We start from the raw sequence: 20,651 nt of genomic DNA on the forward strand, positions 1-20,651 counted from the left end.
ATCCTCCAAAAAGAATGGCTTTCGCAGACATGAATGGGGGCCAATACCCCTATTTCAAGCCCGGGAAAGCGAAATATTCCCTGACGGCGCCCGCCCAGGCCGGGGCGGGCTGGGCCGCTTACTTTTTGTGGGGCTGTGCGGGCGCAACCGGGTCGCTGGCCGGAAAGCTTTCCTTCAGCGCGCGGTCAACCTGCTTGTCGTCGTCGTCCGGTTCCGGACGGATCGCGATGGGGTCGCTGGCCGGGAAGGTCTCCGCCAGCGCTTCGTCCAGGTCATGCTCGACCTGATCCTCGTCCACCGGGGTCGCAACCGTCCCCTTTTTCACATCCTTGCCGCTCTTGGGATCATGGTGCATGCGCCTTCTCCTTCAAGTCCGTGTTGACCTGGATCTTCAACGGCCAACCCTGCAAGTTTCGTTCCACCAAAGTGGCCAAGCCGGCGATCCACGCGGGATCATCGTTCAGCGCGGGTATGTACCGAAACTGCTTGCCGCCCGCCTCGATAAAGGCGTCGCGGCATTCCAGGCTGATCTCTTCCAGGGTTTCCAGACAGTCTGCCACAAATCCCGGGCACACCACATCCACCTCGGTGACCCCCGAAGCGGCCAAGGCCTTGAGCGTGGGCTCGGTATAGGGTTCGAGCCAACGGGCCGTGCCGAAGCGGCTTTGGAAAGTCACTTCAATCTGCTCGCGCGGCAGGGACAGGCGCTGCGACAGCAGGCGTGCCGATTCCATGCAATCGCGGTAATAAGGGTCGCCCAGCTCAATGGAATAACGCGGCAAACCGTGGAAGCTCATGACCAGTTTCTGCGGCTTGCCGTGGTCGCGCCAGAAGGATTCGATGCGGGCAGCCAGCGGGTCCAGCCAGAGCGGGTCTTCGTGGAACCGCTTGGTGAAGCGCAGTTCGGGCTGGTCGCGCAAGCGCGCGGCATGCCGGGTCACGGCGTCCACCACGGTGGCGGTGGTGCTGGCGGCGTACTGCGGGTACAGCGGCACGGTCAGGATGCGCTCGCAACCGGCCGCGCGCAAACGGGAGATCGCATCCGGAATGGACGGGTTGCCATAGCGCATGCCCAATTCGACCACGGCGTCGATGCCCGCCACTTCCAGCGCGGCACGCACGCCATCCGCCTGCCGCCGGCTGTAAACCATAAGCGGCGAGCCGTCCTTCAGCCAGACGCCGGCATAACGCGGCGCGAGCTTCTTGGGACGCAAGGTCAGTACCAGCCCATGCAGAATGGGCTTCCAGAGATAGCGGGGGATTTCAATGACGCGCGGGTCGGACAGGAACTCACCCAGGTATTTGCGGATGCCCGGGATATCCGGGGTATCCGGCGTGCCAAGGTTGACCAGCAGCACCCCGACCTTGCTCGGCGCGCGGGCAGGCGGGTCTTCGTTGAAGGGGTCGTCCTGCTCGGCTTCCGGCAGGTAGCGTTCAGGCCACAGATACTTGAACAGGCGAAGAAACACAAAAACTCCCCTTCCTCCGCAAGGAGGATGCAGCTTTGAATGGAACTACTGATTGTGGCTGAGCGCGTTGGACAGCAGGCGAGCGGTAATGTCCACAATGGGAATCACGCGCTCGTACGCCATGCGGGTGGGGCCGATGACTCCCAGCGTGCCCACCACCTTGCCGTCCACGCCGTAAGGCGCCGTGATGACCGAAACCTCTTCCATCGGCACCAACTGGGAATCGCCACCGATATAGATCTGCACGCCCTGCGCGCGGCTGGACACGTCCAGCAGTTGAAGCAGATCGGTCTTTTTTTCGAACAGCGAGAACATCTTGCGCAGGCGGTCCATGTCGGACGCGATGTCGGTCACGTCCAGCAGCTTGCGCTCGCCGGAAATGACCATGGCGTCGCCGTCCTCGGCGGCTTCGGCGCTGGCCTCGACCGCCGCCTGCATCAAGCGCGAGATGTCTTCGCGCAGTTGTGCCAGTTCCGTGGACAGCGTCTGGCGCACCGCGTTGAAGGATTTTCCCGCGAAGTGCATGTTGAAGAAATTGCCGGCTTCCAGCAATTCGGCTTCGGCGTAGTCGCGCTGTACGAACAGAATGCGGTTCTGGACGTCGCCGTCCGGCGTGACGATGATCAGCAACACGCGCTTGTCGGACAGCCGAATGAATTCAATCTGGCGAAACACCTGGGCGCGCTTGGGCGTCAGCACCACGCCGGCAAACTGCGTGAGGTTCGACAGCAAGGCGGCGGCCGCATTGACGGCACGGGTGGGTTCCGCGGCCGACAGCATTTCGCCGATGTTGTGAGGCTGCAATTGATACTGCTGAACGGCCAGCAGGGAATCGACGAACATGCGATAGCCCCGCGGCGTGGGAACGCGGCCGGCGGAGGTGTGCGGGCTATGGATCAGCCCCAGCTCTTCCAGATCCGCCATGACATTGCGGATGGTGGCTGGGGACAAGTCGAAGACTTTCGATAGCGTCCGCGAGCCGACAGGCTGCCCATCGGCGATGTAGCGTTCTATCAACGCTTTCAGTAGTGCGCGTGCGCGGTCATCCATAGCAGGTATTTTAGGGAATCTTTTCCAATTAAGGCGATTTTTGTCCCGCAAGCCGATATGCGGCCCCATATAATCGGCTAATCCGCCCATTCCGGGTAGATTTTGACCTTCGGGTCCCGCCTTTTTGATTCACCCGCATCCATGCACTTTCCTACCGTCGCCCTGATCGGCAGATACCAGGACACTGGCCTGGACACCCCGCTGAGAGCCCTTGCGCACGCGCTGACGCAAGCGGGCAGGCATGTGCTCATCGATGCGGACACCGCCCGCAACACGGGCCTGACCGAATACCCGGTGGCTACCCTCGAAGAGATTGGCCAGAATGCGGCGCTGGCCGTCGTGATGGGCGGCGACGGCACCGTGCTGGGCGCGGGCCGGCATCTGGCGCCCTACGGCGTGCCGCTGGTGGGCATCAACCATGGACGGCTGGGCTTCATTACCGATATTCCCTTGCAGGACGCGCACGGCGCCTTGGCCCGCGTGCTGGAAGGCAGCTTCCAGATCGAAGAACGCATGCTGCTCGAAGGCAGCGTGTGGCGCGGCGACCAGAAAATGTATTCGGCGTCGGCACTCAACGACGTCGTGCTGAACCGCGCCGGACGCGGCGGCATGATTGAAGTGCGCGTCGAACTGGACGGCGCTTTCATGTACACGCAGCGCGCCGACGGCCTGATCATCGCCACGCCCACCGGCTCAACGGCCTATGCGCTGTCGGCCAACGGCCCCATCCTGCACCCCGGCTTGAACGCCATGGTGCTGGTGCCCGTGGCGCCGCAAACGCTGTCGAACCGCCCTATCGTCATACCCGACACCGGCGTGCTGAACATGACGCTTACCGCCATGGGCCGCGTGGAAGTCGGCGCCAGCGTGCATTTCGACATGCAGACCTGGTCGGACCTGCAACCCGGCGACCGTATCGTCGTGCAGCGCGCGCCGCACACCATCCGCTTCGTGCATCCCGAGGGCTACAGCTTCTTTTCCACCCTGCGCCGCAAGCTGCACTGGAACCTGATGCCCCAAGCCACCGACAACGTAGAGTAGTAAGCGCCCCGACATGCTGCGCACCCTGCATATCCGCGACTTCGTCATTGTTGAGCAAACCGAGATCCATTTCGGCTCGGGTTTTACCGTGTTCTCCGGCGAGACCGGCGCCGGCAAATCCATCCTGGTGGACGCCCTGGCGTTGACGCTTGGCGAACGCGGCGACGCCAGCATGCTGCGCGAAGGGGCGCCGCGCGCCGACATCACCGCGGTGTTCGACACCCCCAAGTCACTGCACGCCTGGCTGGCCGAACGCGAAATAGACGCCGACGACGAACTGTCGCTGCGCCGCGTCATCGACGCGCAAGGACGCAGCCGCGCCTATATCAACGGCACGCCGGCCACCGTGGGGCAATTACGCGAGCTGGGCGACAGCCTGGTCGACATCCACGGCCAGCACGCCCATCAAAGCCTGATGCGCCCCGACGCCCAACGCGATCTGCTTGACGCCCACGGCGGCCATGGCGATCTGCGCCAGGCCGTGGGCCAGGCCTGGAAGCAATGGCGTGCGCTGGCACGCCAATTGGAAGCCGCCGAAAAAGACGCCGCTAGCTTGGCTAACGAGCGCGACCGCCTGCAATGGCAGGTTGATGAGCTTGACCAATTGGCGCTGGGGCCGGACGAATGGGACGCCCTGCAATCCGAGCACACGCGCCTGTCGCATTCCCAGTCGCTGCTGGACGGCGCCTCGCAAATCCTGGAAGGGCTGGATGGCGAAGGCGATTCCGCGCACCACCGCGTCACCGCCGCCAATCACCGCATTCACCAACTGCTGCGGCACGACCCCGGCCTGCAAGGGGTGTACGACGAACTGGAGTCCGCCCGCATCGCCATCAGCGAAGCCGTGTCCGACTTGAACAACTATGTCAGCCGTGTCGACCTTGACCCCAAGCGGCTGGCCGACGTGGAAGCGCGCCTGGGCCTGGTGTTTGAAACCGCGCGGAAATTCCGGGTCGAGCCCGACGCGCTGTGCGAACTGCGCGATTCCCTGCATGCCGAACTGACTGCGCTGCAAGCGGCGGGCGACATCGACGCGCTGCGTGCCCAGTCGACAGCCGCCCAAGCGCAATACGACGCCGCCGCCGCCAAGCTGACGACGGCCCGCCGCAAGGTGGCCAAAGACCTTGGCAAGCAAGTCACGCTGGCCATGCAGACGCTGGCCATGCAAGGCGGCAAGTTTGAACCCACGCTGACGCCCGGCGCGCCGTCCGCGCACGGCAACGAGCAGGTGGAATTCCTGGTGGCCGGCCACGCCGGCACCACGCCGCGCCACTTGGCCAAGGTGGCTTCGGGCGGCGAGTTGTCACGTATTTCACTCGCGCTGTCCGTCATCGCCAGCCGCGCGGCGCGCGTGCCTACGTTGATCTTCGACGAGGTCGACAGCGGTGTGGGTGGCGCGGTGGCCGAAGCCGTGGGCAAATTGTTGCGCGAACTGGGCGAACGCCATCAAGTGCTGTGCGTGACCCACCTGCCCCAAGTGGCGGCTTGCGCCAACAACCAGTTCCTGGTCAGCAAGGCGGAATCGCGCGGCACCACGCGCTCCAGCATCGAAGAGCTGGACGCCGCGGCGCGCGTCGAGGAAATCGCCCGCATGCTGGGCGGCATCAAGCTCACCGCGACCACCCGCGAACACGCCCGCGAAATGCTGGAAGGTTTCGGCCAGCCCGCCGCCTGACGCCGTGCGGGTTCAGGTTCTCGCATACCGAACAGACATAAAAAAAGCCCCTTCTTCTAAAAGGGGCTTTTGATCTCACTGGCCCGCAGCGAGCGCGGCCACAGACCGTGGGGCGAACGCTAGCGGTTTAGCGCCCTTTCAAGCACGTGCTGCACACGCCGTACAACACCATCGCGTGGCTTTCCAGCGCGAAACCGTTGTCCTTGGCGATTTTCTGCTGGCGCTTTTCGATGTCCGGATCCGAGAACTCGACCACCGTGCCGCAATTCGTGCAGATCAGGTGATCGTGGTGGTCGCCGTCGTTCAGTTCGAAGACGGCCTTGCCGCTGTCGAACTGGCTGCGAGCCAGGATGCCTGCCTGTTCAAACTGCGTCAGCACGCGGTAGACGGTCGCCAGGCCGATTTCGACGTTTTCGCCGATCAGGGCGCGGTAAACATCTTCGGCGCTGAGGTGGCGCAGGTCGGACTTCCGGAAAATATCAAGAATTTTCAGGCGCGGAAACGTCGCCTTCAAACCCATGTTCTTCAGTTCGCTTTGGTCGCTCATGGTGTAATCGCTCTCCGTCCGCGTAGGCATGGGCAGGTTCAAGGGTGCACCGCGAGCCGGCTCACCTGATTTCATGCCGCCTCGCGGAACTATCCTTATGAAACCTTTATGATAACGGTTTTGTCTGCTTCCAAATAATAGGGGCGCGTAGTGTCCATGATTGCACGAATTCCCTCCCGCTCGCTGAAGACCGGATTGGCCGTCGCCGCCCTGGCCATCGCCCTTGCCGGCTGCTCGGGGGACAAGTGGGGCTTCCCCTACAAAGCCGGTGTCCAGCAAGGCAACTGGATCACCCAGGAACAAGTCGCGCTGTTGCAGCCCGGCATGACCCGCGAGCAAGTCCGCTTTGCGCTGGGCAGCCCCACGCTTACCAGCGTGCTGCACGCCAACCGCTGGGACTACCCCTACTATTACAAGCCCGGCTACGGCGAAGCGCGTGAACGCAAGTTCACCGTCTGGTTCGAAAACGATCGCCTGACCCGCTGGGAAGGCGACAAGCAGCCTGACCTGCAACCCTATCAGCTGAACACGCCCAGCAGCACCGCCGACGAAAAGGCGGACAAGCGCCTGGATCAGGACGAAGCCCGGATCAAGCAAGAGCAAGACCTGGAAAAGCGTGATGCCGACGCCCCCGTCAGCCCGCTGGACCAGTACCCCGGCCAGCCCGGCAACGCGCCCGAGCCGCTCCGGTAACTTCCAAGGATTTTTTTCATGCGTATTGCAATTGCCGGCGCAAGCGGCCGTATGGGCCAGATGTTGATCGACGCCATCCTCAAGTCCTCCGACCTGCAATTGACGGTTGCGCTGGACCGCAAGGGCTCGACCTCCCTGGGCCAGGACGCGGGCGCCCCGCTGGGTCAGCAAACCGGTGTGCTCATCACCGATGATCTCGACGCACTGGCCAATGCCGATTGCCTGATCGATTTCACCCGGCCCGAAGGCACGCTCGAACATCTGCAAGCCTGCGTGAAGCACGGCACGCGCGCCGTCATCGGCACCACCGGGTTCGACGACAACGGCCGCGCCGCCATCGAAGTGGCCGCGCAAAAAATCGCCATCGTGTTCGCGCCCAACATGAGCGTGGGCGTCAACGCCACGCTCAAGCTGCTGGACATGGCTGCCCGCATCCTGAACTCGGGCTACGACGTCGAGGTGTTCGAAGCACACCACCGCAACAAGGTCGACGCGCCCTCGGGCACCGCGCTGAAGATGGGCGAAACCATCGCGTCCGCGTGGGACGTGGCGCTGCCCGACGTGGCCACCTGGAGCCGCCATGGCGACACCGGTGTGCGCAAGCCCGGCACCATCGGCTTCTCGGTCCTGCGGGGCGGCGACATCGTGGGCGACCACACCGTATCGTTCTGCGGCATTGGCGAGCGCATTGAAATCACGCATCGCTCCGGCAGCCGCGCCACCTACGCGGAAGGCGCGCTGCGCGCAGCCCGCTTCCTGGAAGACAAGCACAACGGCCTGTACGACATGCAATCCGTGCTGGGCCTCTAAGCCTGCGCCCTTCCAACAAAAAAGGATCCCCACGGGATCCTTTTTTAATGCGCGCACCGAATTGCCCTAGACCACCACCGGCTCAGGCTCCAACCTGACACCGTATCGCGCCTGCACCGACGCTTGAATCGCACGCGCCAGAGCCATGATGTCGGCAGCCTTGGCGCCGCCGCGGTTCACCAGCACCAGCGCCTGCCGGTCATGCACGCCGGCCGCTCCCAGCGCCTGCCCTTTCCAACCACATTGGTCGATCAGCCAGCCCGCCGCCAGCTTGTAGCGGCCGTCGGGCTGCGCGTAGGACACCAAGCCCTGGAACTGCTGGGCCAGACTGTCGCGCACATCCGCCTCAACGATCGGGTTCTTGAAAAAGCTGCCGGCGTTGCCGGTCACGGCAGGATCCGGCAACTTCGCTCGGCGGATGTCGCACACCGCATCGAAGATGTCCCGCGCAGTCGGCGCACCCTGGGCAAGCCGCTCGTGACGTTGCAGGTCGGGATAGCCCAGCACGGGACGCCAAGGCCGGGGCAAGGCGAAGCGCACGCTGACGATGATCCAGCGGCCCGGCGCGTCGTGCTTGAAGGCGCTGTCGCGATAATAAAAACGGCAGTCGGACGGCCCCATCTCAACAAACCGCCCCGCCGGGACATCCCAGGCGGTCAGGCTGTGAAACCGTTCTTCAAACTCAACCCCGTACGCGCCAATGTTCTGCACCGGCGCTGCCCCAACCGTGCCCGGAATCAGCGCCAGGTTTTCCAGCCCATCCCAACCTTGCGCCACACATTGCTCAACAAAGCCGTGCCAGTTTTCCCCGCCCGCCGCCTCAACCAGCCAGGCGTCCGGCAGGTCTTGCAGCAGGCGCACGCCCTTGAACGCCACCTTGGCCACCAGCCCGGGAACGCGCTCGGGCAACACCAGATTGCTGCCGCCGCCCAGCACCAAGAGGCTATCCGCGCGCCGCGCCAGATCGGACAAGGCCGGCAGTTGGGACACGTCGTCCAGCGATACGAACGCTTCGGCTCGTGACGCCAATCCCAGCGTATTCAGCGGGCTCAGGTCTTGGGCAACGGGAGTCAGCGCGTTTGGCGCCGATTCGATAGCAGAGTGAGTTGACATGGGTGCTACGGGTTATGCTATAGTTTCTGTCTTCGCTCATATTACTTGATTGAGTGTTTGGGTTTAGCCCACTGGCCATTGGTTCGGCCAAGTACCAAACTCAAATGACAAGCTCAAAAAAATCATGTAAGATGCGCGCCTTCTGATCGATAACCAAGTTGATCAGAGTGAATAAGAAACAGGTTCTGAGTAGTTCATGACGGAACCCATGCGGGAGTAGCTCAGTTGGTAGAGCGCAACCTTGCCAAGGTTGAGGTCGCGAGTTCGAGACTCGTCTCCCGCTCCAAATTCAGATTTGCAGCGTTCAAGAATCCAAGCGTTCATGAACACTGAAAGTCACCAAGAAGGGCCCGACACACGTTGTCCGGCCCTTTTTTCATTTCCGCCGCGCATTCGCGTTCGCGCGCGAGCCCCCTCCTCCTTCCCCAAAAAAAACGCCCCCGCCAGAAAACCGGCAGAGGCTGCGGTGCTTCACGCGGCAATCGCGTCAGGCTTGGTCGATGGAAGACTTATCGCTGAATCCACGCATCGCGCCAATGCGAACCCGTACCGGGTGCATAGTGCGAAGGCGACTGGCTGCACCAGCCGCTGTAGGGGAATATCTTGCATTCAAACGTCTTGCCCACGTTCACGACCTTATCACCCGCTTTGTAGATCGTGCCCGCCTTGTACTGGGGGTATCCGCCCACGGCAGGCTTCGCCAACACCGTCACGGTGTGGCTGGCCTGGACTTCGCCGCGCGAGTTGCTGACCGTCAGCGTAAAGCGGTAAGGCGTGTCCTTCGCGGTGGACGGTGCGACGAAACTGATGTCCGCCTGGTCCAGCGCCCCGGCGGAAATGCCCGCGGGCACAGTCCAGCGGTAGCGCAGGTCCGTACCGGTGGACGCCTTGCCCGACAAGACGACGCGCTCGCCGCTCTTGACCGTGGCAGGGCCGCTCAGCTTGGCTTGCGGCGCAATCACTTCGGGCACCACCTCTTTGGCCTTGGCCTTGACTACGTGGCTGGCGGTGGCGGTACGACCGCGATCGTCGGTCACGGCAAGCTTGAACGTCAGGTTACGGTCCTCGCCCAGCGGCGGGCCATAGAACGTGACGGTTGCGCCATTGCCTTGCAAAGCGATGTCATCCAGGCTCGTCCACACATACTTCAGGCCCTGGCCCGTGGAACCGGTGGCTGACAACGTGGCCACTTGCAACGCCTTGACTTCGGGCGGGCCGCTGATACGCGCAACCGGAAGCGGCACGGGTGCCGGCTCCAGATCGCAAGCTTCGGGCATTTTCCACGGCTTGCCGTACTGGGCCGAGTTCTTGTCCGGCGCGGCATCCACGTTCCAGTAGTTCTGGTGATAAACCTTGCCGTTGTACGACACCGCCTCGTTCGGCACGTTGTACACCTTGCGGGCATCCCAGGCAGGCGCGTTGGCGCACACACCGGCCGCCTTCGCCTTGACCAGCACGCCATGGTGCGTAGTGGCGCTGCGCCCTTGCGAGTCGGTCACTTTGAGCGTGATGCGGTAGGCAACGTCCTTCGTGTTTTCCGGCGCGACGAAGCTGGCCTTGACGCCTTGTTCGACGAACTTCAGCGCAGGCTGGCTGCTCCAGGCATAGGCCAGGTCCTTGCCGGTCGATTCAGTTGCCGACAGCACTACCTTGTCGCCCGCATTGGCTTGCGCCGAACCGTTGACATGCGCCTGCGGCGCCTGGCCACCGATGCTGTCGCCGCCCAGCAGTTCCGCCGCGCGGACCAGGTCGGGTTGTACACCGATGGGGCGAGCCGGATCAACGATCGGCACCGGGTTGCCGCTGTCCACCAGGATCTGCCGCATGACCTTGGGGGGAATATTGCCCAGGCCACGCTCGCGCGCCAGGCTCTGCAACCACGCCACGCTGCCTGCGATGATGGGGTTGGCGGACGACGTGCCGCTGTAAGCCGTCGTGTACAGATTGTGCTGACCGTCCTTCCAGTCCGTGGTCGTCACGCGCCCGCCCCAGCTGAAAGTGTCCACGCGGCTGCCGTATTCCGAGAACCACGCAGTACTGCCCAGCATCGGATCGGCCGCGCCCACATAAATGGCGCCTGAATCACGCTTGGTACGGTCATAGCGCCCACGGTGATAGGGATCATCCAGGTTGGCGCTGCCATTGGCCGCCGCCAGGATGACGTGCACGCCCTTTTCCTGGGTCAAATAAGAAATGGCGTCATACACCACATCCACGTGCTCCACCGGCAGGAAGCAAGCGGTGGTGGGCCCGCAGCCATTGCTGAACTTGTATTGCACGCCGATCTGCACCACGTCGCCAGCCTGCAGCACGTTGCGCAGGTCGATCATGCCGCTGGGGCTGTACTTGGTATAGCCGGCCTGGGCTTGCGGCACGATGCCGGTCACGCCATAGCCATTGTTCTGGCCGAACATGATGCCGGCCGACATGGTGTCGTGGGAATCAGGCTTCTGCACATAGCTACCGTGGTGCAGGAAAGGCTTGGGCAGGTCCAGATGATCGAAGTCCCAATGCCCGATCTCGTTGGAAATGACACGGACGTTTTCGCCATAGTGACCGGTCAGGCGCTGCGCCTCGAAGGCGTTGACGCCACCCAGCGGCCAATAACCGGGCGTGGGCGACTGCATATAGTTTTGGCAAGTCGGCGCAAGAGCGCCGTCGCACTTGCTGTAGTCCGGCGGGCCGGACGCGGCGCGCGTAATCTCCATGACGGGTTCGGCCTCCAGGCCCTCGCCCATCGACATCGGCACAGGCTCGATCTGGGCGCTTTCCACCAGCGGATTTTCCAACAACTGCTTGACCAGCAATTCCGCATCGCGGCCGCGCATCATCTCGGCGGAAATCTTGTAGTAGCGCGTGAGGTTATGCCGTTCCAGCGCGGCAATATCCTCGTGGCTGCGCATCATGGGCGACAGGGGCACCAAGGGCTCCATGCCGGGGGTCAGGCGAGTCAGCGCGTCCATCGCGTTGGCCACGTCGGGCGCAGGCGCGGTGCGCTGGGCCGGATTGGGAGCCTCGGCCTTCAGCCGAATGTAGATGGGCCGAGGCTCATCACCCTGTGCGGCGTGCCCCGGAGCGGAAAATGCCGTGCCGAGCATCAGCGCAAGCATCGATAACTGTATTTTGTTTTTCATGGCTATTCAGTGATCCGCCTTGACGGCGGATCCAACAACGCAAAAAGAAAGCCCACCTCCCATCACTGAGAGGGGGCTGGCGTCCAGCGCGGGCCAAGACGTCTACCGCCTTGGCCCGCCTCAATAACGACGGCTTACTTGATCAGGTTCCAGGCCTGGGTCCAGTAGCCGCCCTTGCCGGGCTCGTAGTGGAACGGCGACTGGCCGCACCAGTTGGTGTAGGGCCACGGCTTGCACTCGTAGACCTTGCCCAGGTTCGTCACGCGCTCATGCGCCTTGTAGGCGGTGCCGGCCTTGTAGGCGGGCGGCGTATCGCCGGTGCCGCCATTGCCGCCGGTACCGCCGCTACCACCATTGCCGCCTTCATCGACGACCGGCTTGCCCTTGACCGTCACCAGGTGCGAGGCGTCCGAAGTGCCCTTGTCGTTGCGGGTCGTCAGCGTGAACGAGTACTGCTGGTCCTTGGTCAACGTGGGCGCCACGAAGCTCAGCGTGGGCTGATCCTTCACCGCGGCGCTGATGCCGGCCGGCACCGTCCACGAGAACTTCAGATCGGTACCGGTCGACGCCGAACCCGACAACGTCACCTTCTGGCCCGCTTGGACATTGACCGGGCCGATGATGCTCGACTGCGGCGGGATGACCACGGGATCCGGCTTGATATCAGCCGCTTCCTTGGTGACCACGAAGTGGTACTTGTTGCCGTCCATCGAATACACGTGCGACTTGTCCACGCCCACGATCGGCGTCACGGTCTTGCCGTCGGCGCCCAGTTGGCCGACACGCACGCGCTTGGACGAGCCGTTGACGGCATTGCCCAACACTTGCGTCCAGCGCTCGCCTTGCACGGCGTTCTCGTCCAGCGGCACGCGCAGTTGTTCCAGGTATTCGCCGTTGCGCTTGGGGTCGGCCAGACGCCAGACCAGCGTTTCACCCACCTTGGTTTCGCCAATCGAATACAGCGCGCCGATATCGGACGGCTTGATGACGTTGCTGACGCCTTCGATGTTCACGTCGCCGCAAGCGCGGTAGGACTCGCCCGAGGTGACGCCATCACCCACGTGGTTGGTGTTCCAGACGCTCATGATCAGGTGGCGACCCGTCTTGCCGGCGGGTAGCGTGCAGCTGTATTCCTGCTCACGGCCTTCGCCCGCAGCGGCCGGCGTGAAGTCGCGCTGTTCGCAGAACTTTTCGAAGTCGGAAAATTGCAGCGGCTTGGTCGAGTCGTACGGCATCTTCGTGATGAAGAATTGCAGCGACTTCGTGCGGTGGGCGACGGTGTGGTTCCACTTCAGCGTGACATTGCCATTGGCGTCCGGCTTGAGCGTGGTGATGGGCCATTGGGCCAACGCGTTCAGGCCGCGATGCGATGCCTTGGTGCCGCCGTCGCAAAGGCGATCGCCCGGGGTGGTGGCAACGGTCTTTTCGCCGCCCGGCTTCTGCCAGACTTCACGCCAGTCGTACACGCTGCCGCCCTGCGCCTTGAATGCGGCGCAACCTTCGCTCTGACTGCCCGCGTGGCAATGCAGGATGCGCGCCTTCGGATGCGACATGGTGCCGTGAGCCAGGACCGAACCGGATACGGCCGCCAGTACCAGGCCGCCCACCAGAGTTAATTTGAATTTCGCCATTTTTTTATAAACACTTCAGAGTGAGGTTGAATAAATCACCTTCCATGCAGCACGCAGGACAAGGTGAATTCATTCTCGGCCGGAAGCCCTTTGATAATCAAAGTTGATAAACGATTCCTTAAAGCACTTTCCCCACACTCATTAAGAAAATAATCTGGCGGCAAAAAAAAATCCCCCGCGCTTTCGCACGAGGGACCAGGAACTTCATTTTTCCGCGTTATTTACTGCGGATTTTCAAGCAGTTTCAGCTCAGACTGAGAACAGTGAAGGGAATTACTTCACCAGGTCCCAAGCTTGCTGCCAAGCCAGGCCCTTGCCGGGAGCGTAGTGCAACGGCGAAGCGCTGCACCATGCGGTCACGGGCCAGATCTTGCACTCGTAGACCTTGCCGCCGTTGGTGACCTTGTCGCCAGCTGCGTACGTGGTGCCTTCCTTGTAGGCCGGGTACTGGCCGGTCTGGCCGCCGTTGCCGCCATCGGTACCACCGTTGCCGCCTTCGTTACCGCCGGTGTTGCCACCGTCAGTGCCGCCGCCGATTTGGGCTTGCTTCTTGACCAGGACCGAATGCGTCTTGCTCGACGAACCCTTTTCGTTCGTGACCTTGACGGTGAACGAGTAGGACTTGTCTTGCGTCAGCGCCGGAGCGGTGAAGCTCAGGTCAGCCTGGTTCAGCGCCGAAGCGGTGATGCCAGCCGGAGCGGTCCACTGGAACTTCAAGGTGCCGCCACCGTTGTTCGAACCCTTGGCCGACAGCGAAACGCGCTCGCCAGCATTGGCCGTTGCCGGGCCAGTCAGTTGAGCCGTGGGCGCATTGATGACGACGGGCGGCGGATCCACCGGCTCGGAAGCCTTCTGGTCAATCGCGAAGCCAACCTTCTTGTTCAGGCCATAGACCTGGTTTTCGGTATCGCTTTGCTGCGGCAAGACTTGGCCGTTGGACTGCATCTTGCCGACCTTGATGACGGACGACTTGTTGTTGACTTCCTTGGCCAGGGCGTACATCCACTGGGCGGCCTTTTCTTCACCGGCCTTGACGATGATCGAATGGCTTTCCAGATCGCCGGCACGGCTCAGATCGAACACGCGCAGGGTCATCTTCGAGCCGACGTTGACTTGGCCGCCTTGCAGCGCGCCGCTGGCTTGCCATTGCACGTTGGCAGGCATCACTTCCACGTTGGAGCAAGAGTAGAAGCCTTCCTTGGCGTCGCTCGGGTCACGTTGCCACACGCTGTAGATCACGCGCTTGCCGGTAAAGTGGGCGGGAATCTTGACATCCAGGGGCGTAACGGCGTTCACGACTTCCGGGCGCGGCAGAAAGCCGGTATCGCCGATCAGTTCCAGATCTTCCCAGCGCAGGCCGCGCTTGGGGTCGTAGCTGTCTTTGCTGATGTAGGTCTTGAAGTACGTGGTGATGTGCGGTGCCGTTTGCAGGTACTTGAACTGCGCATTGCCGTTGGCGTCAGGCGTAACTACCGTGGTGGGCCACTGGTGATCGCCATCCAGCGCCTTCCAGCTTTCCTTTCCGCCCGCGCACAGCAGGCCATCAGGGATGAGATCCTTGTGGTTGTTGAACACGCCGCCGATCAAGTTGGACTGCCAGTTTCCAATAAGGTCGTTCGATTTGCCGCAACCGGAGAACTTGGGATTATTCCAAGGAGTATCAAACTTGTGGCAAGCATATTCCCGGCTCGGGGGATCGATCATGGAACCGTGAGCCGAAGCGGTCGTCGGCGCCATGGCCATGAGCACAGCCTGCGTCAGCGCCGCGACCGGCAAGCCAAGCTTGGCGGCTGCACCGCGCAATGTGGTTTTAGTCATCAAATATCCTATGTTTAGTGGATTGTTTTTCGCATTCTCATGAACCGGAAATCACACGGAACCCGTGAAAGCGAAGCCATTATTCCCGGCGCTGGAAAACGGCAAAACCTTTCTCAATACACTATTAAAAGCAGGTGTTGCATCCTTGCCGCATCGCATTGATGACGCGGTAAAACGCGATAAATCACGCAATACAGAACGTCCAGACGGCCAAAAAAAGCGCCACGAGGGCGCTTGTTCACGAGGCGGGATTTAGGCCCGTTCGATAACCGGACCGCGTTTCCTGGCGATTGCCTTCCGCGCACGGAATCGGCATCAATGGAAATGTGAGTGAAAACTCGCTTCCCTTCCCAGGACGCGAGCTGACCGACAATTTTCCGCCGTGCGCATCCACCACCGTGGCCACCAGCGCCAAGCCCATGCCCACGCCGTCACGGCTGCCGGGCTGCACCTGAAAAAACGCCTCGCACAGCTGCGGCATGACCGAATCCGCAATGCCGATACCCTCGTCGATCACACTGATGCGGGCCATATCGCCCTGGCGCTTCAGGCACAACGTGATGCGTGTGGACGGGTTGGAATACTTGATCGCGTTGTCCAGCAGGTTGATGACGGCGCGTTGCAGCATGCAGTAGTCGCCTGATACCCACAGCTTTTCCCCGCATTCGCGGATATGCACGTCGATGCCCTTGCGCTCGGCCAGCAACAGGGTTTGGTCGGCGGCTTCCTGGCCCACATCAAGCATCGAGACCGGTAGGAAATTCGCTTTATCCAGGCGCTCCGCGCGGGAAAGATGCATGAAGTCTTGCGCCACGGTCAGGCTGTACTGCGCCAGGTCACGCACCGACTGCGCAAAGGCTTCCTGCTTCGGGCAGTCGCTTTCGGCGCTTTGCTTTTCCACCATCACCAGGATCGTCGACAGCGGGCTGCGCAGGTCATGCATCATTTGCAGCATCACTTCGTTGTCGCGAGCGCAGTTCGGCTTGGCGTGGGTTACGGCAGGCGCATCCACCGGCGCGGCCGTGCGGGCCAAGACACGTTCACGGCGCGCGCCCCGCGTGGCCATGCGCCAGCGGACTACGCTGATGTACGCCAATGCCACGCCCACCACGGGCGCCACCATCGGCGTCCAGCGGCGTGCCGTGATCACGACAAAAGCGGCCAGCAGCCAAAACCCGATCAGCCAACCCAATGCCCGCAAGCGCATTTTCGATTGGCCCGCGATCACGCTGAACAACGCCAGGCCCGCCAAGATGCCGAAGTCCGCCAGCACGCCGGGCGCGGCCGCAGTCAGGGGCTGCCCATCGCTGGGCATGGCAAAGCACAGCAGGATGATGCCCAGGTTGCAGAACAGCAGCGCATCGTTTTTTCTGGCGCCCAGGCGCGTATAAGGCCAAATCAGGAATTTCATCGTCACGCTCGAAAGGTGGGTCGCGATGCGGCAAGCACGCGGTCGGACCGGCAGCGCACGTCAGGCGCGGACTGCGATTGGAAGGGGGAAGTTGCGTGTACTGCCGAAGCAGCGCGGCGGACTGGCCAGGGCGAATGCCCGCTGGCTCAATACATGCGTTCGAGGCGGTAGCCGTAGTTGTACACGGTAGCGATCACATAGCCATTGCGCGAGCGCAGGCCCAACGCCGAACGCAGATTGCTGACGTACGTCGCCAGACTCGCGTCGTATTTACGGTCAACGGTGCCCCAGATCTGCTGGCACAAGGCGTCCTTGGTGATGATGCGGCCGGGGCTGCGAAACAACATCGTGGCCAGATCGAATTCCCGCGTGGGCAGGGTCACGGGGCGTCCATCCACCGTCAGCGTCTTGGCTTCCAGGTTGAAGGCGAAATGGCCAACCTGAAACTGCAACGCGGAGGCTTCGCCGCGTTGCGACTTGCGCAACTGGGCGCTCATGCGGGCCAGCAATTCGCGTTCGCGAACCGGTTTTTGCAGGTAGTCGTCGGCGCCCATGTTCAGGGCCTGCACGATGCTCTCTTCGTCGTCGCGCTGCGTCAGCATCAAGATGGGCATGTTGGGCGCAAGGTTGCATCGCGCCCACTTCAAGACGGCCAGGCCCGATGCGCCAGGCACTTCCCAGTCCAGCAGCACAACGTCAACCTTCTGTTGTTGCAATAGCGCGATGAAGCCATCGCCGTCGCGGCGGGAGAAGGCCTGGTGGCCGTGGCTTTGCAGCAGCTTGGTGACCCACTCGACTTGAGTGGGCGAATCTTCAAGAATGGCGACAATCATTGAGTCCGATCTTATGTAAGCGCAATTCCCGAAGACTTTTATTATTACGGCAATCACATTGATACCCCGGCAGAATGATTTCATGCCGGGATAGACACAACAATAAGAAATTTCTCAAAGCCAAAACTGGAAAGCCAAATGTCAATATATGAAAATAAAACCTTAATATGCGGCTACTTCTTCGTGAAAGACAAAAGATAACCCGGTGATTATCAACAAATTCCTGGCGCGCCTTTAACCACCGTTTAGAAATCGCCAAGCAGGCTTTTAATTAATCCCCATGAAGACAAATTTCCAATCCTGATAGCTGGATTTTCCCGACATATCCCCCAGCTCCGCGGCAAACACGTCCTGTTTGATCGGTTTTCGTTCCGACAGGCTATATACCCCCATGATTCCCCCATCCGGTGATTTGACGATGCCCCACTCGGTGCCGCCGGTAATCGGGTCGGCATAAAGACGGCGCAAATGGCGACGCGTGAACGACACGCGGTCGTCCTTGAGCAGCGCGTCCATGGTTTTGGGATACGCCGGCGCGGTGCCGGACAGGTAATACGAGGCCAACGCTCGTTGATATTGCTGACCGACGAAAAGCAGTTCGGCCTCCTGGTCGCGCAGCTTCTGCATCGACCATGGCTGCACCACCGCGGTCAGCCCGGTCGCCACCGCCATCACCAGCATCAGCACCATCAGATAGCCGAAGCCCGCCTGACGGTGCGACAACGCACCGCGATCACCACCGCGCATAGTCCAACCCATCCAGCCCCCTGCCGGTCGCGCCGCTGATTACATCGTTCACGCCCGGCGCATCCCCGTTCTGCGGCAACCAGCTGTCGCGTTTGCCCGTCACCGGGTCCATGGGAAGCTCGCGCAGGTATTTGTCGGCGACAAGCACATCCAGCGAATCGGGATTGTTGCCATGGTCGGCGCGGTAATCGTCGATAGCGTGACGAATCGATTGCAGGTTGTGACGCAACACCGTTTCGCGCGCGCGGTCGTTGCTTTTTAAAAACGACGGCGCTACCAGCGACATCAGCGCACCGATGATGGCCATGACCGCCATCAGTTCAATCAGCGTAAAGCCGGCGCAGCCGCGCTTACCAATCTTTGTACGGAACGCCATTGAGACCTCTACGTTGACTTTTTGAACGCACATCGAACACATCACGGCCCGATGAGAATGAGTCGGCCGAACTGTCATAGCTTCGGGTGTCCCAGGTGTCGGCCGCCGAGCGGTTTTCGCAGTTCTCGCACATGGGATCGGCCGGCAGGCGGCGCAGGAAATACAACATGCCGCCATTGGGGTCCGTCTTGTTCTGCACGCCCTTGACCAGGGCTTCCAGGTCTGGCGGGTAGCCGCTGCGGTCCAGCGGCTTGTCGACCTTGCCTTCGCGGCTGGCCTGGTAATAGGCGTCTATCGCGTCGCGCATGGTGTGCAGGTTCTGGCGTAGCTCGCGCTCCAGCGCGCGCTGCTTGACCAGCGATGAGAACGGCAGCGCGACGCTCAACAGCAGGGCCAGCAAGGTCATGGCCGCCATCATCTCGATCAGCGTGAAACCCGATTGCTTGCGCATGACCCTTCCTTAGAAAGGCGGCTTGGTCAGCGCCGCATCCAGCGCCGGGGCAACACCCGCCGCAGCCGGAGCTTCCGCCGGGGCGGGAGGAGCCTGCGTGGTCATCGGCATCACGGTGACCCGTGCTTCCGTGCCCGACGGAAAGTAGCTGTCGGCCGCCGACGGCAACGCCATCGAGCGTTCGATGTGCGGCGTCAGGAGCAGCACGATCTCGGTGTTCTGGTCCGTCTTCTTCTGGCCACCGAACAGGCTGCCCAGCCAGCCCATCACGCTCAGTCCGGGCACACCGCTGCTGCTGCGCGTTTGCTGCTGGTTGACCAGCCCCGCCAGCACCTGGGTTTCACCGTCACGTGCCGTCATCACGGTTTCCGCGTTGCGCGTGCTCATCGGGTAGACGATGCCGCCGCCCGCCGTCTTGACCTCGCCCTTCAGGTTGCTGACTTCCATGCTGACCTTCACGCTGACTTCATTGCTCAGGCTGATGCGCGGCTCCACTTGCAGGATCAGGCCCACGTCCTGGTAGTTCACGGATTCCGTCACCACGCCATTGGCGTTGGTCGTCGTCACGACGGGGACCTTCTCACCGATCTTGATGCTGGCCTTTTCCATGTTGCGCACGCGGATCTTCGGATTCGCCAACACCTTGGTCTTGCCACGCTTTTGCAGCAGGTTCAGCGCGGCCGACAGGTCATTGCGGCTGGTCACGCCGATCTTCCCCTGGTTCAGCCCCAGCAGATCGCCCACCGTGATCCTGCCGTTTTCGCCTTGCGGCAGCACGGAAAAGCGCAAGTCGCTGGGGTAGTCCACCCCGATTTCAAGCTCGTCGCTGGCGTTGACTTCCAGCACTTGCACGTCCATCGTCACTTCGGACTGCGCGATGTCCAGCGCCGCCACCACGCGCTCCACCACCGCCATGACTTCCGGGGTGTCGCGCACCAGCACGGCATTGGCGCGTTCGTCCAGATGCACGTTCTTGGGCGCGCTGATCTGCCGCAACGCGGCCAGCACATGCGTGGCATCCGCGTGGTTCAGGTAAAACACGCGCACCATCAGCTCGCGGTATTCCTTGTCTTTGTCCGGACGCGACGGGTAGATCAGCAAGGTGTGGGCATCCAGCACCTTCTTTTCCAACTGATTGGTGCGCAACAGCAGGTTGATGGCATCTTCCGCCGTGGTCTGCCGCGCCATGATGCTGGCCGGCATGCTGGTCTGCACGTCCGGGTCCAGCACGAAGTCCACGCCCGCCGCCAGCGAAATGGTGTCCAGGATCTGCACGATGGGCTGCGCCTTGAAGTTCAGCGTAACGGGCTTGCGCAACGCATCCGCCAGGCGCGGCTTGACCGACTGACGTCCCACGTCGCGGCGCTGCAGTTGCGTACGCAGCGCTTCGGCCGACGGAAACCCCGGCTGCTCCTGCAGGATGCGGTTGACCTTGTAGAGCGCCTCGCGCGGGTGGTCGAATTGAAGCCTGACCGCTTCGGCCAGCTCGGCGTTCAGATGCACACGCTGCTCCAACTGCGTCTTGAGCTGTTGGGCGCGCATATTGCCGGGGGTGATCGTCAACAACTCCATCACGTCCTGCAGGGCGGCCTCGTCATCGCCCGCTTCCATCTTGACGCGTACCCGTTGCAGGATCTCGCGCGACAGCGCGACGCCGTCACGCGCCACATCCTTGCCCGCCTCGATATCGTTGGGGTTCTTGTCCAGCTTTGCGCGGCCGGCGGCCAGGCGGTCAGCGGTCGACGCGGGCTCGCCGCCCAGCGCGCGCTTCAGGGATTCCGGGGCCGCGCATCCACCCAGCAACAGGCTGAGGAACGCGGCCAATACAACAGGTTTTGCAATCATGATGTCT

The 20,651-nt window shown here is 62.1% G+C and carries 18 protein-coding genes and 1 tRNA gene; 5 read left to right on the top strand and 14 right to left on the bottom strand.

The genetic code is table 11. From position 1 onward, the window contains the following. Window positions 1-118: 118 nt before the first annotated feature. The 3 genes from ACE04A_RS09780 to hrcA are packed head-to-tail and all read right to left on the bottom strand — an operon-like array spanning window position 119 to window position 2,519. Window positions 119-355: a hypothetical protein gene (locus tag ACE04A_RS09780; RefSeq protein WP_259252169.1), complete on the bottom strand. Its 237-nt coding sequence runs from the start codon at window positions 353-355 to the stop codon at window positions 119-121. Beyond that, on the bottom strand, window positions 345-1,469 hold the full coding sequence (gene hemH, locus ACE04A_RS09785; RefSeq protein ID WP_259252173.1) for a ferrochelatase: 1,125 nt from the start codon (window positions 1,467-1,469) through the stop codon (window positions 345-347). The genes ACE04A_RS09780 and hemH overlap by 11 nt, the downstream gene beginning before the upstream one ends. Window positions 1,470-1,514: 45 nt before the next feature. After that, window positions 1,515-2,519, bottom strand: coding sequence for a heat-inducible transcriptional repressor HrcA (gene hrcA / locus ACE04A_RS09790; RefSeq protein WP_050447240.1), 1,005 nt, complete (start codon window positions 2,517-2,519; stop codon window positions 1,515-1,517). Window positions 2,520-2,660: 141 nt separating this feature from the next. Here hrcA and ACE04A_RS09795 point away from each other — a divergent pair, with 141 nt between their 5' ends. Both ACE04A_RS09795 and recN read left to right on the top strand, forming a co-directional pair. Next, entirely contained in the window at window positions 2,661-3,560 is a 900-nt protein-coding gene (locus tag ACE04A_RS09795; RefSeq protein ID WP_448718646.1) for an NAD kinase, read from the top strand. A 13-nt stretch (window positions 3,561-3,573) separates the two neighbouring features. Beyond that, window positions 3,574-5,235, top strand: a complete 1,662-nt coding sequence (recN, locus tag ACE04A_RS09800) for a DNA repair protein RecN (protein WP_448718647.1) — start codon at window positions 3,574-3,576, stop codon at window positions 5,233-5,235. 127 nt (window positions 5,236-5,362) lie between these two features. Here recN and fur read toward each other — a convergent pair whose 3' ends face one another. After that, window positions 5,363-5,782, bottom strand: coding sequence for a ferric iron uptake transcriptional regulator (gene fur / locus ACE04A_RS09805; protein ID WP_259252181.1), 420 nt, complete (start codon window positions 5,780-5,782; stop codon window positions 5,363-5,365). Window positions 5,783-5,938: 156 nt separating this feature from the next. Between fur and ACE04A_RS09810 the strand changes: the two genes are divergently transcribed. Beyond that, window positions 5,939-6,475, top strand: coding sequence for an outer membrane protein assembly factor BamE (locus ACE04A_RS09810; RefSeq protein ID WP_279994898.1), 537 nt, complete (start codon window positions 5,939-5,941; stop codon window positions 6,473-6,475). A gap of 18 nt (window positions 6,476-6,493) precedes the next feature. Beyond that, window positions 6,494-7,285 (top strand): 4-hydroxy-tetrahydrodipicolinate reductase, encoded by a 792-nt coding sequence (gene dapB / locus ACE04A_RS09815; RefSeq protein WP_259252187.1) that lies wholly within the window; start codon window positions 6,494-6,496, stop codon window positions 7,283-7,285. A gap of 66 nt (window positions 7,286-7,351) precedes the next feature. Here the strand turns inward: dapB and murB are convergent, their stop codons facing one another. Then, window positions 7,352-8,398, bottom strand: coding sequence for a UDP-N-acetylmuramate dehydrogenase (murB, locus tag ACE04A_RS09820; RefSeq protein WP_485820072.1), 1,047 nt, complete (start codon window positions 8,396-8,398; stop codon window positions 7,352-7,354). 210 nt (window positions 8,399-8,608) lie between these two features. Between murB and ACE04A_RS09825 the strand changes: the two genes are divergently transcribed. Continuing rightward, window positions 8,609-8,684 (top strand) — tRNA-Gly (locus ACE04A_RS09825). A 223-nt stretch (window positions 8,685-8,907) separates the two neighbouring features. Here ACE04A_RS09825 and ACE04A_RS09830 read toward each other — a convergent pair. From ACE04A_RS09830 to ACE04A_RS09870, 9 genes are all read right to left on the bottom strand, one after another. Beyond that, a complete protein-coding gene (locus tag ACE04A_RS09830; RefSeq protein ID WP_485820073.1) occupies window positions 8,908-11,532 on the bottom strand; it encodes a S8 family peptidase in 2,625 nt (874 codons plus the stop codon). A 134-nt stretch (window positions 11,533-11,666) separates the two neighbouring features. Then, entirely contained in the window at window positions 11,667-13,163 is a 1,497-nt protein-coding gene (locus ACE04A_RS09835; RefSeq protein ID WP_448718651.1) for a lytic polysaccharide monooxygenase, read from the bottom strand. A gap of 273 nt (window positions 13,164-13,436) precedes the next feature. Next, window positions 13,437-14,981, bottom strand: a complete 1,545-nt coding sequence (locus ACE04A_RS09840) for a lytic polysaccharide monooxygenase (protein ID WP_448718652.1) — start codon at window positions 14,979-14,981, stop codon at window positions 13,437-13,439. A gap of 238 nt (window positions 14,982-15,219) precedes the next feature. Next, a complete protein-coding gene (locus ACE04A_RS09845; RefSeq protein WP_448718653.1) occupies window positions 15,220-16,392 on the bottom strand; it encodes a sensor histidine kinase in 1,173 nt (390 codons plus the stop codon). A gap of 146 nt (window positions 16,393-16,538) precedes the next feature. Further along, the gene (locus tag ACE04A_RS09850) at window positions 16,539-17,225 is read right to left on the bottom strand and encodes a response regulator transcription factor (RefSeq protein ID WP_259252215.1); all 687 of its coding nucleotides are present in this window, start codon (window positions 17,223-17,225) and stop codon (window positions 16,539-16,541) included. 267 nt (window positions 17,226-17,492) lie between these two features. Beyond that, the gene (locus tag ACE04A_RS09855; protein ID WP_485820074.1) at window positions 17,493-17,972 is read right to left on the bottom strand and encodes a type II secretion system protein; all 480 of its coding nucleotides are present in this window, start codon (window positions 17,970-17,972) and stop codon (window positions 17,493-17,495) included. Continuing rightward, on the bottom strand, window positions 17,959-18,348 hold the full coding sequence (locus ACE04A_RS09860) for a type II secretion system protein (protein WP_485820075.1): 390 nt from the start codon (window positions 18,346-18,348) through the stop codon (window positions 17,959-17,961). The genes ACE04A_RS09855 and ACE04A_RS09860 overlap by 14 nt, the downstream gene beginning before the upstream one ends. Beyond that, window positions 18,323-18,799 carry a type II secretion system protein gene (locus ACE04A_RS09865; RefSeq protein ID WP_259252217.1) on the bottom strand — a complete coding sequence of 159 codons (477 nt, stop codon included), beginning with the start codon at window positions 18,797-18,799 and terminating at the stop codon, window positions 18,323-18,325. Before ACE04A_RS09865 ends, ACE04A_RS09860 begins: the two co-directional genes overlap by 26 nt. A 9-nt stretch (window positions 18,800-18,808) precedes the next feature. Further along, a complete protein-coding gene (locus ACE04A_RS09870) occupies window positions 18,809-20,644 on the bottom strand; it encodes a secretin GspD/PilQ domain-containing protein (RefSeq protein ID WP_448718655.1) in 1,836 nt (611 codons plus the stop codon). Between the last annotated feature and the right edge of the window lie 7 nt (window positions 20,645-20,651).

This window comes from Achromobacter colocynthidis (assembly GCF_057334535.1).